Source organism: Hymenobacter canadensis, assembly GCF_027359925.1.
GTDB classification, from domain to species: Bacteria; Bacteroidota; Bacteroidia; order Cytophagales; family Hymenobacteraceae; genus Hymenobacter; species Hymenobacter canadensis.
The window spans coordinates 4001908-4016723 of record NZ_CP114767.1 but is presented as its reverse complement, the minus strand read 5'-3'; the positions used below and the strand labels follow the sequence as shown (position 1 = coordinate 4016723).

At 63.5% G+C, this 14816-nt stretch carries 9 protein-coding genes; 6 read left to right on the top strand and 3 right to left on the bottom strand.

What is annotated here, in order from left to right; genetic code table 11:
• Positions 1 to 492 precede the first annotated feature (492 nt).
• Complete coding sequence (locus tag O3303_RS17125) at positions 493 to 1887, bottom strand: alpha/beta hydrolase family protein (protein ID WP_269559591.1); 1395 nt, start codon at positions 1885 to 1887, stop codon at positions 493 to 495.
• Between the two features lie 171 nt (positions 1888 to 2058).
• Entirely contained in the window at positions 2059 to 4557 is a 2499-nt protein-coding gene (locus O3303_RS17120; RefSeq protein WP_269559590.1) for a bifunctional UDP-N-acetylmuramoyl-tripeptide:D-alanyl-D-alanine ligase/alanine racemase, read from the bottom strand.
• Between the two features lie 170 nt (positions 4558 to 4727).
• Here O3303_RS17120 and O3303_RS17115 point away from each other — a divergent pair, with 170 nt between their 5' ends.
• The 4 genes from O3303_RS17115 (at position 4728) to O3303_RS17100 (ending at position 10318) form a co-directional block, all read left to right on the top strand.
• On the top strand, positions 4728 to 5624 hold the full coding sequence (locus tag O3303_RS17115; protein WP_269559589.1) for an EamA family transporter: 897 nt from the start codon (positions 4728 to 4730) through the stop codon (positions 5622 to 5624).
• A gap of 361 nt (positions 5625 to 5985) precedes the next feature.
• Complete coding sequence (locus tag O3303_RS17110; protein ID WP_269559588.1) at positions 5986 to 8592, top strand: YfhO family protein; 2607 nt, start codon at positions 5986 to 5988, stop codon at positions 8590 to 8592.
• A gap of 111 nt (positions 8593 to 8703) precedes the next feature.
• Entirely contained in the window at positions 8704 to 9612 is a 909-nt protein-coding gene (locus tag O3303_RS17105; RefSeq protein WP_269559587.1) for a 1-aminocyclopropane-1-carboxylate deaminase/D-cysteine desulfhydrase, read from the top strand.
• 70 nt (positions 9613 to 9682) lie between these two features.
• The gene (locus O3303_RS17100; RefSeq protein ID WP_269559586.1) at positions 9683 to 10318 is read left to right on the top strand and encodes a DUF4230 domain-containing protein; all 636 of its coding nucleotides are present in this window, start codon (positions 9683 to 9685) and stop codon (positions 10316 to 10318) included.
• 98 nt (positions 10319 to 10416) lie between these two features.
• Here the strand turns inward: O3303_RS17100 and O3303_RS17095 are convergent, their stop codons facing one another.
• Complete coding sequence (locus O3303_RS17095; protein ID WP_269559585.1) at positions 10417 to 10926, bottom strand: regulatory protein RecX; 510 nt, start codon at positions 10924 to 10926, stop codon at positions 10417 to 10419.
• Between the two features lie 159 nt (positions 10927 to 11085).
• On the opposite strand from O3303_RS17095, the gene O3303_RS17090 reads away from it, so the two are divergent.
• Positions 11086 to 11970, top strand: coding sequence for a DMT family transporter (locus tag O3303_RS17090; protein WP_269559584.1), 885 nt, complete (start codon positions 11086 to 11088; stop codon positions 11968 to 11970).
• 129 nt (positions 11971 to 12099) lie between these two features.
• The gene (locus O3303_RS17085; RefSeq protein WP_269559583.1) at positions 12100 to 14724 is read left to right on the top strand and encodes a DUF5686 and carboxypeptidase regulatory-like domain-containing protein; all 2625 of its coding nucleotides are present in this window, start codon (positions 12100 to 12102) and stop codon (positions 14722 to 14724) included.
• The last annotated feature ends 92 nt before the right edge of the window (positions 14725 to 14816 follow it).

The window sequence follows — 14816 nt, the reverse complement described above, 5'->3', positions numbered from 1 at the left end:
AGCCTTCTATAGGCGACGAACAACATCCTGTATCAGACTATTATTTGATAGCCAAATAAACCGGCTAGATCCATGTTTTTTTCTCGCCTCTTGCTCTATCATCGGCCACTGTGGCGAAGTGGTATATAGCATGCGGCCAAAGGGTAAATCTACCTGAAAGGCATTTCCCGAATCTGGACAAACAAATATATCAACTTTTCTGAATGAATTGACTAAAGCGGTATAATATTTCACTCATATTATAAATACTTATATATAAGAACATAATAGTTCTATTGAGAATAGAGGCTACTTGGCTTCATCTGCGAGAGTGGCTGGTTATGAGGCCGCGCCTTCTACCAGGATACGATGGTGTCGGCCAGCCTGCCCCAAAACCATTCGTCCCGCCCCACGCAGATTACTGCACAGAGCGGGACGAATAGTTTTAGAGGGCGAGCTAAGCGAATATGGTCTTCTAGTAAGCAGAGAACCGGAAAAGCCAGGCTACTCGGGCTACTTCGCGTGGCTCACTATCCAGCTGCGCACGGCTTCCAGAGCTACGGGCGAGAAGGTTTCCTGCCGCTGGCCGTTCACCAGGGCCCAGTTGGCGGGGTCGGCCTGAAACTGGTGGTTGACACCAAACAGCTTTTTGCGGGTTACCCGCATGTTCTTCTCAAGGGCCAGGCTCAGCGCGTCCAGATTGGTGTCGGCCTGCACCTCCAGGTCGGCAGTGCCGTTGAGCAGCAGCACCGGGCACTTCACTTTGTTGAGCAGGATGCCGGGGTTGAAGCGGAGCAGGCTGCGGTAGCGGAAAGAGGTGAGGTCGATGGCGCGGTTTTTTGCGGTGAGCGTATCCAGGTTCGCATCATTGGCGCGCATCATTTTCACCAATTGGGTTTGAGCCAGCTTCACGTCGGGGGTGCGCAGCACCACTTGTTGCAACGCCTGCTGCTGCTGGCTAAAGGCCAGCACGTCGACTTCCTTTACCCCAATGGCCCGGAGTACCGTTCGCTGCTGCTCCAGCACCAGCTGGTTGCCGGGCAGCCCATACGCGGCCAGGGTCACGACGAAAGCCGGCGGCAAGGGCTGGCTGGCCGTCAGCAGGGCCACGTTGCCCCCCTCGCCGTGCCCAATTACGCCAATATGTGTGGTGTCTATCTTGGGTGTGTTGCGTAGCAATTTCAGGCCGGCCTGCACGTCGCCCACCAGCTCGCTGGCAATGGTCGTGGAAAAATCGCCGGCGGAAGCGCCCATACCCCGGTCGTCGAAGCGGAGCACGGCAATGCCGCGGCGGGTGAGATAATCGGCCAGAATGCCCATCGGGCGGTACTCACCGGTGGTGGCATCCCGGTCGTGGGCGCCGGCATCCGACACCAGCACGACCGCCGGAAACGGGCCTTCGCCGGCCGGCACCGTAAGCGTGCCGCCCAGTTTCAGGTTCACCTGCTCGTTGGTGTAAGACACTTCCTCTTCACGATAGGGCGGGGTGAGGCGCGCTTTGGGGGCCGTGTTGATAGCAGCCGGCGAAAAGCTCAGCGTCAGCGACGACTCGTGGCCAGGCTGGTACCAGGTACCGGTTACCTGCTTGCCGCCCGCCGCCAGCCGGCCGATGAAGCGGCTGCCGGCTTCTTCAGCGGCCAGAATTACGGTGTCGCCGTGCACCTGCACCTGCACCGCCATACGGCTCACGCGCTGCTGCGGCACATCCAGAGTGGCAAAATACTCGCCGCCGGTGAGACTCACCAGTCGAAAAACTACCTCCAGTTCGCCGCCGGGCATCTTGAGGGGACCTTTCCAGAGTCCGTCCAGGGAAGTTGGCGCGGCTGCCTGCGCAGATCCGGCTATACTCCAAAGCAGTACCAGGCAGAGCCAGTGGCGGGTCAGACGCGCAAAAGTAGAAATCATCATAGAAAGCAACCAAAAAATAAGAACACAAAATCAGGTTTCAGTGAAACTTAATCCACTACTATATAGGACACTGCCTGCTTCATTTGGTTGCAAGATACACAGGCAGCGCAATTGATTATATTATTATTATCCAAATTTTTCCCAGATAAGGTTATACTGGGCGGCAGACTCTTATTCGGCCACGAATACGCGCTTCACCCGCTCACTCACATTGGTCAGCAGCTCATAAGGAATGGTGCCGATGCGGGCCGCCAGCTCAGGCAGCGGCAGGCTGGGGCCGAAAATTTCGGCTGCGTCGCCGGCCTGGGCCGCGCTGATGTGCGTGACGTCGACCATGCACATATCCATGCACACGTTACCGATGATGGGCGCGCGCTGGCCCCGGATAACTACCTCGCCCGCGCCGTTGCCGAAGCGCCGGTCGTAGCCGTCGGCGTAGCCGATGGCCAGCGTGGCAATGCGCCGCTCGAAGTCGGCGGCCTGGCCGCGGCGGCCGTAGCCGACGGTTTCGCCAGGCGGCAGCGTTTTCACCTGCGACACGGTGGTGCGTAGCGTGCTCACGGGCTGCAGCGCATCCGGCTCCTGGCCGCTGGCCTCCACCCCGTAGAGCCCGATACCGAGCCGCACCATGTCGGCGTGGGCGGCCGGGAAGCGCAGGATGCCGGCCGAGTTGAGGGCGTGCTTGAGGATGGGGTAGCCAAGCACGTCTTCCAGCACCGGCGTCATGCGGTGGAAGGCGGCCAGCTGCTGCCGCGAGAAGTCGTTGTGCTGCTCTTCGTCGGCGCCAGCCAGGTGGGTGAGGGCACTGGCCACGCGCAGGTGGGCGGCGTTTTCGCGCAGCAGCGCGGTCAGCTCGGGCAGGTCAGTTTCGGCGAAGCCGAGGCGGCGCATGCCGGTATCGAGCTTGAGGTGGATGGGCGGCAGCGGCTGCTCCTGGGCGGCGCGCAGGTAGTCGTGCAGGCGCTCAAAGGAGTAGATTTCAGGCTCCAGCTGGTACTGGCGCAGCTTCTGGAAGGCATCCGGCGAGGGATTCATCACCATGATGGGCAAGCTGATGCCGTGCTGGCGCAAATCCACGCCCTCGTCGGTGTAGGCCACGGCCAGATAGTCGGCGCGGTGGAACTGCAGCAGGTTGGCGACTTCCGACGAGCCGCTGCCGTAGGCGAAGGCCTTCACCATCACCATGAGGCGGGTGCCGGGCTGCAGGCGGCGGCGGTAGAAGTTGAGGTTGTGGGCCAGCGCATCGAGGTTTACTTCCAGCACCGTACCGTGGATTTTCTGCTGAAACGCTGCCACAATCCGCTCGAAGCCAAAGCGGCGCGCCCCCTTCACCAGAATGGTTTCGCGGCGGAACGTATCGGGCTGGAAGTGGCGCAGAAAGTCCTCGGTGGTATCGTAAAACACCGCTTCTACCCCGTCGAAAGCGGCCTGGTGCAGCCGGATTTCGGGGCCGATGCCGACGAGGCGGGCCACGCCGTGGGTGTGCAGCAAAGCGGCCACGCGGGCGTAGAGGTCGGGGCCGGCGAGGCCGGATTCGAGCACGTCGGAGAGGATGAGGGTGCGGCGGCCGCGCTGCAGCTGGCGAGTGAGGGCATCGAGGGCCAGGGCGAGGCCGGCCAGGTCGTTGTTGTAGGTGTCGTCGAGGACGTAGCAGTCGTTGAGGGCCTGCTTCATTTCTAGGCGCATGGCCACGGGCTGCAGCCGGTCCAGACGGTGCTGGATTTCGGCGGCGGGCAGCTGCTGCCACAGCAGCACCGACAGCGCGTGGAGGGCGTTTTCGACGGAGGGCTCGTCGGCGAAGGGCAGCGTGAAGGTGTGCTCCTGCGGCACGGGGCGGGCCAGGGCCACGCGCACCACGGTGCGGTCGGCGCTGGCCTCGGCCACCGTCACGGCCACGTGGGCCAGATGCGGGTGCTGGCGGCTCCAGGTGAAGGTGCGGTGCGCGGGCAGGTGGCGCCGGGCGGCTTCGTGAATCAGCGGGTGGTCGAGACAGTAGAAGAGCGTATCCACGTCCTGAAACAGCTGCATCTTCTCCTCTACCTTCTGCTGCGGCGAGGCAAAGCCAGCGTCGTGGGCGGTGCCCAGGTTGGTGAACAAGCCCAGCGTGGGCTGGATGACGGCCGCCAGCCGGGCCATTTCGCCGGGCTCAGAAATACCGGCCTCGAAGATGCCCAGCGTGTGGCGGGCATTCAGCTCCCACACGCTCAGCGGCACGCCCACCTGCGAGTTATAGGAACGGGGGCTTTTGCAGATGCGCTCCTCGGGGGCCAGCAGCTGCGAGAGCCACTCCTTCACGATGGTTTTGCCGTTGGAGCCGGTGATGCCCAGCACGGGCAGCCGGAAGTGGCGGCGGTGGGCGGCGGCCACGGCCTGCAGCGCGGCCAGCACCTGCGGCACCAGCAGGAAGCCGCTGCCCGGATACGCTAGCAGCCCGCCCGGAATGTCGGCTTCGCTGTCGACCACAAACAGGCGCACGCCCTGCTGGTAGAGCTCGGGCAGGTAGCGGTGGCCGTTGTGCTGGGGCCCGCGCAGCGCAAAAAACACGCTGCCGCCGGCCTGCCCCACGCGGCGGCTGTCCAGCAGCAGGGTCTGGACGGGCGCGGGGGCGGGCGGGGTCAGCAGCAGGGTGCCACTGGTGAGAACGGGCAGGTCGGCAGAGAAATCGAGCATGATGGGGCAAAGGTACAGGAGGTAACAGGTAACAGGAGAGAAGTGACAGGTTAGCGGGGGCGCAGGACTTGTGAGCCCCAGACCGAGGCGTTCTGCCTGTGCGGCCGGCACGGTGTTGCCGGCCGGTTTCGGGAGTATCTTTGCGGCTTGTTTTGCTTTTTCGGTTCGCTTTGAAACTTTCCCGTCATCATCTGGCCGCTCTGGCCGCCTTTCTTATCTGGGGCTTCTTCCCGATTCCGCTGCGGTGGCTGCACGGCTACGCCAGCGGGCAGATCCTGTTTTTCCGCATCCTGATTTCCTTGCTGGTGCTGTTGCTCATTCATGGGCTGGGGCGGCGGGCGGCGGTGCGGGCCGTGTGGCAGCAGTGGCAGGCGGCCCCGGTGGCGGAGCGCCGCGCGGTGGCTGTCAGCACGGGGCTGGGCGGCGTGCTGCTGACTTCCAACTGGCTGCTCTTTATCTATGTGGTGAACCAGGTGAGCGTGCAGGCCGGCTCGTTTGCCTACCTGATCTGCCCCATCCTGACGGCGCTGCTGGGCTTTGTGCTGCTGCGCGAAAAGCTGCGGCCCAACCAATGGGCGGCCATTGCGCTGAGCGCCCTGAGCTGCGCGTTGCTGGGCGCCGGCGACCTGCGCACGGTGGGCATGAGTTTGGTGGTGGCCTTCACCTACGCCTTCTACCTCATCACGCAGCGCCGCCTGCAGGGCTACGACCGGCTGGTGCTGCTAACGGTGCAGCTTACCCTGGCCGCCGCCCTGATTCTGCCGCTGGCCCCGCTGCTGGGCGCCCAGCCCCTGGCCGGCCTGCACGATACGCACCTGCTGCTGGTAGCGACGCTGCTGAGCGTGGTGTTTACGGTGCTGCCGCTGTTTCTGAACCTATACGCCCTGAACGTGCTGCCCTCGGGCACGGTGGGCATCCTGATGTATCTGAATCCGATTGTGAGCTTCGCGCTGGCGTTCTGGTATTTCGGGGAGGCCGCCACGGCGGTGCAGGGCGTGGCCTACGGCGTGATTCTGGCGTCGGTGGTGCTGTACAACTGGCCGGCGAAGCGGAGCGTTAGCGTCTAGTCTGAAATGCGGCATAGCAGTAGTTGCCTCACCCCTAGCCCCTCTCCCGTGGAGAGGGAAACTAGTCTGTAGTTTTCTAGCTCTAGGTGCCTCATCCTCCCGGTCCCCTTCTCCCAAAGGCAAGGAGCAGTGTAGCGCTAGAACTAAGGTTAGTCTCCCCTCTCTACAGGAGAGGGGGTTAGGGGGTGAGGCGACTACAGCTAGTCCCCCCTCTCTGCAGGAGAGGGGGCTAGGGGGTGAGGCGACTACAGCTAGTCCCCCCTCTCTGCAGGAGAGGGGGCTAGGGGGTGAGGCGAATGTGAGGTTCCCGTCGGGTTTCCTTGTTACCTTCGGGCAGTTTTCGCCCCTACTTTCCTCCTGAATGACGACTGTTTTCTCTGCGCCGGCCGTGGCGCCTGTTGCGGTGCCGCTGTGGCGGCGGGTGCTGCCCCACTTGGCGGCGGTGCTGGTGTTTCTGGCGTTGGCCGTGCTATACTTCTCCCCCATCGTGTTCGATGGCAAGACGCTCAGCCAGCACGACATCGTGCAGTTCAACGGCGGGGCCCACGAGGCACAGATGTACCGCGAGGCCACTGATAAGGAGGCGCTCTGGACCAATTCCATGTTCTCGGGAATGCCGACCTACCTGATCAGCACGCGCTTCCCCGGCGATTTGAGCATCTATCTGCAGAAGATTTTCACGCTGGGGCTGCCGGCGGTGGTGGCCAACCTGTTTCTGGCGCTGGTGTGCGGCTACGTGCTGTTTGTGGCGCTGGGCCTCTCGCCGGTGGTGAGCGGCGTGGGCGCCATTGCCCTGGGCTTCACCAGCTACAACCTCGTGATTCTGGCCGCCGGCCACAACACCAAGAGCCTGGCCCTGGCCTACGCGCCGGTGGTGCTGGCAGGGCTGCTGGTGGCATTCCGGCGTAATAAGTGGCTGGGAACGGGCCTATTTGCGGTGGGTCTGGCCATGAACATCCGCGCCAACCACCTGCAGATTACCTACTACCTGCTGCTGCTGGTGCTGGTGTTTGGGGTGGTGGAGCTGGTGTACGCGGCCCGCGAAAAGCGTTTGCCCGACTTCCTGAGCCGCACGGCCCTGCTGGGCGTGGCGGCGCTGCTAGCCGTGGGCGTGAGCTTTGGTCGCCTCTACACCACCATCGAATACGGCAAGTACAGCATCCGCGGCAAGTCGGAGCTGACGACGCCCCCGCCTACCGCGCCCGGCCAGCCCGCCGCGGCTCCCGCTTCCGGCGACGATGCCGTCGGCGGATCCGGCCTCGACCGGGACTACGCCTTCGGGTGGAGCTACGGCGTGGGCGAAACCATCACGCTACTGGTACCCAACTTCTACGGCGGCGCCTCCCAGACCAAGCTTTCTGATGATTCAGCCACCGGCCAGGCTTTAACTGGACTGGGCGTACCTACCGGGCAGCTGTCGGAGTACCTCAAGGCCATGCCTACTTACTGGGGCGACCAGCCCGTGACGAGCGGGCCGGTGTACGTGGGCGCCATCGTGTGCTTCCTGTTTGTGCTGGGCTTGTTCGTGGCCGACCGCCGCACGCGCCTGTGGCTGCTGGTGGGCACTATCCTGTCCATCGTGCTGGCCTGGGGCAAGAACTTCGAGACATTCAACTACCTGATGTTCGACTACTTCCCGGGCTACAACAAGTTCCGCTCGGTGAGCATGGCCCTGGTAATTGCGCAGCTGGCCATGCCGCTGCTGGCCGTGCTGGCTTTGGCCCGCGTGCTGCGGAGCCGCGCCGCCGGGCTGCCGGTAGCCGGCGCCAGCACCCACCCCAGCCTGGCCGCCCTGGCCGGCGCCACCACCACCGACGCCCCCGAAACTGCCGACCTCAAGCGCAAGCTGCTGCTGGCTGGCGGCATTACGGTGGGCGTGTGCCTGCTGGCCCTAGTGATCGGGCTGGGTGCCGATTTCTCGTCGCCGATTGATGCGCAGCTGCAGCAGCAGGGCTTCCCGCTGGACGCGCTGCGCCAGGACCGGGCCTCTTTGCTGCGCTCCGACGTGTTCCGCTCGATCATCTTCATTGCCCTGGCTTTCGGGGCGCTGTGGTTCTATCTGCAGCGCAAGGTGTCGGCCGGCATGGCAGCGGCGCTGGTAGGGTTGCTCACGCTGGTGGATTTGTGGGGCGTGGATAAGCGCTACCTCAACGACAACAACTTCCAGCGCGAAACCATCGCCCAGCAGTTTGTGCCCACGGCCGCCGACCAACAGATTCTGCAGGATAAGGACAAGAGCTACCGGGTGCTGAACACGGCCAACCCGTTCAACGAGGCTAACACCTCGTACTTCCACAAGAGCATCGGGGGCTACCACGGCGCCAAGCTGCGCCGCTACCAGGATTTGATTGACCGGCAGATTTCGCAGAACAACACCCAGGTGCTGAGCATGCTGAACACGCGCTACGTGATTCTGCCCGGCCAGCCCGGCCAACAGGGCCAACCCAGCCAGCCCGAACAGGTGCAGCGCAACCCCGGCGCGCTGGGCAACGCGTGGTTCGTCAACGAAATCCAGAAAGTACAGACGCCCGACCAGGAAATTGCGGCCCTCAGCAACCTGAGCGTGGCTACCGCCGCAGTAGTGGACGTGGCCAAATTCCCGCTCGCCAAAACCAGCTTCAGCGCGCCCGGCTCCACCATCACCCTGACCGACTACTCGCCCGACGCCCTGAAATACCGCGCTACGGCCACCGCCGATGCCTTTGCGGTGTTCTCGGAAATCTACTACGCCGACGGCTGGAACGCCTACCTTGACGGCAAGCTGGTACCGCACGTGCGGGCCAACTACGTGCTGCGCGCCATGCCCGTGCCGGCCGGCACCCACACCATCGAGTTCAAGTTTGAGCCCACGGAATACGCCATCGGCAACACCGTGTCGCTGGTGTCGTCGGTGCTGCTGATTGTGGTGCTGCTGGGCTTGGTGGTGTACACCGTGCGGCAGCCGGAAACAGCCCCGGCGGTGGTGTAAATTTCTCGCAGTGTTGCGCAGTGAAAAAACGCAGTGTTGCGCAGTGTTCTGACGCCTGAATTCTGCGAGACACTGCGTTTTTTCACTGCGCAACACTGCGAGAAACCCCGTATGCTCCTCCAGGAAATCCCCACCGACTACAACGCCCGCCTGCTTCTCCTGCGCGACGACCTTGCGCACCCGGAGCTACCCGGCAACAAGTGGCGCAAGCTGAAGTACAACCTCGCGGAAGCCCAGCGACAGGGCCATCATACGCTGCTGACTTTTGGTGGGGCCTTTTCCAACCACATTGCCGCCGTGGCCGCCGCCGGCCGCATCACCGGCCTGCGCACCATTGGCCTCATTCGGGGCGAAGAAACCGCGCCCCTCAACCCCACCCTGGCTCGCGCCGCCGCCGATGGCATGGCGCTGCGTTACCTCAGCCGCGAAGCCTACCGCCGCAAAGCCGAGCCGGATTTCCTGCGGGAGTTACTCCGGGAAACCGGCCCGGCCTACGTGGTGCCGGAGGGCGGCTCCAACGCGCTGGCCCTGCCCGGCTGCGCCGAGCTGGTGACGGAGCTGCAGGCGGAAACCGACTTCGACTACCTGTGCGTGGCCTGCGGCACGGGCGGCACGCTGGCCGGGCTGCTCACGGGCCTGGCGCCGCACCAGCAGGCCGTTGGCGTGGCGGCTTTGAAGAACGGTGGCTTTCTGCGCGGTGAAATAGACACCCTCACGCAAGCCGCCACCGGCCGCACCTTCCCCAACTACGACCTGCGCACCGACTACCACCTGGGTGGCTACGCGCGGTTTTCGCCGGAGCTGCTGCGCTTCATCCAGGAATTTGAGGCCCGCCACGGCGTGCTTCTGGACCCTATTTACACCGGCAAGCTGCTGTGGGGCGTGCTGGATTTGCTGCGGCAGAACTATTTCCGGCCGGGCAGCACGGTGGTGGCGGTGCACACCGGCGGCCTGCAGGGCTGGGCAGGCTTCCGGCAGCGGTTCGGGGCCCTTAGCGCGTGGTGGCCGGCTGGGCACTAGCGGGGCCGGCCGGCGCAACCGGCCGGTTTCGCGTATACGGCGGCTACTGCTCCTCTAATTCCTGCTTTGCATGTCGCTGCCCCTCCTGATTCGCCGTTTGCTGCCGCTGTTGTTTCTGCTGGGGCTGGGCTGGTTTCTCTGGACGAAAATCGGCCCGGCCCTCAGCGAGCTGGAAAACCCGCTCAACCCCACACCACGCGTCACAGTCACGCACAACACGGTGCTGCAGAAAGTGGAAAGCCTGGGCCGGCTGGAGCTGGTGCGCTACCAGTTCAAGGACGTGGTGGAGTACAAGAAAAGCACCTACCGCTTTCTGCCCGACGCCAAAGTGGCCCTCATTGTGGCCGGCAACGCCATCGGCTGCCTGGATCTGCGCAAGGTGCGCGCCCAAGACGTAGTGTTTGAAGGCGACTCGGTGGTGCGGGTGGCGCTGCCCGCCGCCGAGCTGTGCACCTGGCAGGTAGACCACAGCCAGAGCCGCGTATTCAGCGTGGAAAACGGCTTTTTTCAGGATGCCGAGCTGGTGGATGCCGGCTACAAGTACGCCGAAGCCAACGTGCGCCGCGCCGCCCTGCAATCGGGCATTCTGGCCCAGACCGAGCAGAACGCCCAGCAGATCCTGCGCCCCATGCTCGAAACCATGACCGGCCGCCGCGTGGTGCTCACCAAGCAAATGCAGAACCCGCTACGGCCGGCGCAACGGTAGAACAGAACGATACTCAGGACCGTCATGCGGAGCGAAGTATCTCGCCAGTTGCCACTGGCGAGATGCTTCGCTCCGCATGACGGTCTTTTTCGTTCGTTCTATTCGTCGTCGTCCTCTTCCGGAGCTTTGCCCAGGTCGTCGAGGGCCATTTTTATCAGGTCCTGCTCGAAGCCTTTGCCGGTGAGGAAGAGCTGAATTTTCTGGCGGCGCAGGCGCGGGTTGCGCTCCTTTTCCTGGCGGTCCTTTTTTTCCAGCACGTCCACCAGGTTCTGGTAGTACTCGTCGCCGTCGATTTCCTTGAGGCCCGACTTGATGCAGTAGTCGGAAATACCCTTTTGCTTCAGCTCCTGCACAATGCGGCGGCGGCCCCACTTCTTGGTGCGGTAGTGGCCGCGCACGTAGGCTTTGGCGAAGCGCTCCTCGTCGAGCAGATTTTCGCGGCTTAGTTTGATGATAATTTCGCCGGCCTCATCTTCGTCGAGGCCGTACTCGCGCAGCTTGCTTTCCACCTCTTTCTGGTTGCGCTCCTGGTAGGCGCAGAAGGCGGCAATCTTCTGCAGAGCCTCGGCGGGGGTGTAGAATTTCTTTTTCTTCTCGAAGGAGTTCATAGCAGCTAGCAAAGGGCAAAATCCCGCCCAACGGGCCGGCAACTTACGACACCCGCGCCGCCCGAATCGTTCTGCCAGCTCGAAACAGGTTGCTGCTTTTTAGGCTGACGAATTATCGGCGGCGTGGCTGGCAGCTTCCGCAACTTCTTATCTTGCTCCATGCTCACGCCCGGCGTCCGTTACATGCTGCTCAGCACCCTGGCATTTGCGCTACTGAATGTGTGCGTGAAGATGCTGCCCCACCTGCCGCCACTGGAAATTATTTTCTTCCGGTCAGTGCTGTCGTTGGCGCTCAGCTACGGCGCGCTACGGCAGCTGCGGGTGCGGCCCTGGGGCGAGCCGGGCACGCGCTTCTACCTGGTTTCGCGCGGCGCGACAGGGGCTTTGGGGCTGGCGCTGTACTTCTACACCCTGCAAGTGCTGCCACTGGCCTCGGCCGTTACGCTGCAGTACCTGGCCCCGATATTCACGGCTATTCTGGGAATTTTTCTGGTGAAGGAGCAGGTGCGGCCCTGGCAGTGGGTGTTTTTCCTGGTGTCGTTTGCGGGCGTGGTGGTGGTGAAAGGCGTGGATACACGCATCGCGCCGCTGTATCTGGCCCTGAGCGTGGCCTCCGGGCTGTGCGCCGGGCTGGCCTACAATGCCATCCGCCGCCTCGGCAACCGCGCCCACCCGCTCGTGACGGTGCTCTACTCGCAGCTGGTGGTGCTGCCGTTCTGCGCTGCCTACTGCCTGCTGCGCTGGACCACGCCCGTCGGCTGGCACGACTGGGGTTTGCTGCTGCTCATCGGCCTGCTCACGCAAGTGTCGCAGGTGTACAAAACCAAGGCTTACCAGGCCGGCTCGCTGGCCTCCATCAGCAGCCTCGACTACCTGGGGCTGGTGTACGCGCTGGGGCTGGGCTACACGTTCTTCGGCGAAACCTTCGGCCTTCCCTCCTACCTGGGCATGGCGCTGGTGCTGCTGGGCGTGGCCCTGAACGCCGCTTACGCCTACCGGCAGGCCCGGCGGCCATTGCCGGTGGTGGAAGAAATAGCCGCGTAGTAGCGGCAGCCTGGGATTTTGGTCGAAAAGCCCCCTAGCTTGGTCGAAAACGCCCCCCGTTTACGGCCTCGCACAACCTATTGCCTGCCTATTCTATCTATCTTGGAGCCATCCATTCCAACCTACTCCATGCCCCGTTTCTACCTGTTTCTATTGCTATTATTGGTTGCCGGCGCTGCCCGCGGCGGCGTAGTGCGGGGCCGCGTGGCCGATGCCGCCGGCGCCGGTCTGGCCTTTGCCAATGTGGCCGTGCGCACCACTACCACCAGTACCGCCACCAACGAGCAGGGCAACTACCAGCTGCGTTTGCCGGCCGGCCAGTACGAGCTGGTGTTTCAGTACGTGGGCTACAAGCCGCGCATTGAAAGCATCCGCGTAGCCGGCGGCGACACGGCCCTCACCCTCAACGTGACGCTGGAGCCCGAAAGCTATAAGCTGCGCGAAGTGGTGGTGCGCGCCTCCGACCGCGACCCGGCCTACGCCATCATCCAGCAGGCCCAGCAGTGGCGGCGCTACCACCGCCGCGAGGTGGCCGCCTTCAAGGCCCGCACATACATCAAGGCGCTGGGCCGGTTTCTGGAGGTGCCGGGCAAGATTCTGGGACTCGTCAAGATCGGGCCCGACTTCAAGCCGGGCATTTTTTACCTCTCGGAGTCGGTGTCGGAGCTGAGCTTCCGGCAGCCCAACGTGGTGCAGGAGCGCATGATTTCCTCGCGCGTGAGCGGCGACGCCAAAGGCATCAGCTTCAACCGGGCCGGGCGCGGCGCGGGCCTCAATTTCTACGACAACGTACTGAAAAGCGGCTTCTCGGAGCGCGGCTTTGTGTCGCCGATTGCCGACGGGGCCCTGCTGTTCTACAAGTACGAACTGGAAGGCAGCAGCCAGCAGGGCGGCGTGCTGGTGCACAAAATTCGGGTGACGCCACGCCGCCGCACCGACCCCGTGTTTTCCTCGGGCCACATCTACATCGTGGATGGCACTTGGCGGTTGCATTCCGTGTCGCTGTACCTCGACAAAAACGCCCAGCTTGATTACGTCGACAGCTTCCACATCGAGCAGCTGTTTGCGCCTGCGCCCGGCCCGTCGGATGTGTGGGTGGTACAGTCGCAGAAGATTACGGTGGGCTTCACGGCGTTTGGCTTCAAGGGCAACGGCTACCTGACGGCCGTGCTCAGCAACTACCGGGTGCAACCCACCTACCCCAACCGCCCCGCCCCCACGGCTCTACCCGCCACGCCCGAGCCCGCCGATGCTCCTGTCACGCGCGAAACCGCCGCCGACATCCGGCGCCAGAAGCCGCAGCTCAGCGGTCTGAACCGCGAAGTGCGCCGCCAGGCCAAGCTAGCCGAGCGCGACACCGCCAACCTGAGCATCGGGCAGCTGAAGCGCGGAGAGGTAATGCTGGTGGAAAAAGGCGTGAACGAGCGGGATTCCAGCTACTGGGACAACATTCGCCCGATTCCGCTCACGGCAGAAGAGCAGAAGGACTACACCGTAAAGGATAGCACTGAGGTGCTGCGCAACTCGCGGCCCTACCAGGACTCGCTGGACCGGGTGCGCAACGAAGTGAGTGCCGGCAAGCTGCTGCTCACCGGCTATTCCTATGCCAACAGCTTCCGCAAACAAACGTGGTCGGTGGCGCCGGTGTTCAACATCCTGCACTACAACACGGTGGAAGGCACAGTGCTGAATCCGGAGGCCACTTTCTTGCAGCGCACCGACGACCGGCGGTATTACTCCATCACGCCGGCGCTGCGCTACGGGTTCAGCAACAAGCTGCTGAGCCCGAGTGTGGCAGCCGTCTGGCAGCTGGATGCCGTGCGGCTGGCCCGTCTGAGCGGACAGGTGGGGCGCACCATCGAGAACTTCGACCCCAACACGCAGCTCACGCCCTTCATCAACACCACGTACACGCTACTCAACAACCGCAACTACGCCAAAACCTACCGCCGCGACGGGGCCCGCCTAGGCTACCAGGCCGAGGTGCTGAACGGCCTGACGCTGGAAGGCACCCTGAGCTACTACGAGCGGCGGGAGCTGGAAAACACCACCACCGAACTATGGCGCGACCGGCCCGGCGTGGCCTTCACGCCCAACGATCCGGTGGCCGAAGAGCTGCCCGGCGGCACCAGCTTCGGCCGCAGCCAGGCGCTGGGCTTCACGCTGGAAGCGTCGTTCCGGCCCGGCCAGCGCTACATCACCCGCCCCAATGGCAAGGTCAACCTGGGCTCGAAGTCGCCGACGTTTACGGGCATCTGGCGGCAGGGCATCGGCGGGGTGCTGGGCTCCGATGTACGCTATACGCTGCTGGAAGCCGGCATTCGGCAGACTATTGGGCTGGGGCTGCTGGGCACCAGCAGCTACCGGGTGGCGGCCGGCGGCTTCGTGGGCCGGCCGCAGCTCGCGTTTATGGACTACCGCCACTTCAGCGGCAACCGCACCTACCTAGCCGCCGACTTCAGCCAGTTCCAGCTGCTCGACTACTACCGGTTCAGCACGCGGCGGGCCTTCCTGGAAGCGCACTACAATCACCATTTCAACGGCTTCTTCCTCAACAAAATTCCGCTATTGCGTAGGCTGAAGTGGCAGGAAGTGGCCTCGCTCAACTACCTCACCACGGCCCAGGCCGGCCACTACCTGGAGCTGGGCGTGGGCGTAGAGCACGTTTTCAAGGTGCTGCGCATAGATTTCTATACCGGCCTGCAGTCGGGCCAGCGCGTGGGCACCGGCCTGCGGGTTGGCATCGGGTTTTAGCGGCGAGTCAGCGCTTAATTTGCCATTGCGAGGAAGCCGCAAGCCCCAGCGGGGCGGCATATTGATAGTAATAAGGTATAAGCAAGAAAATC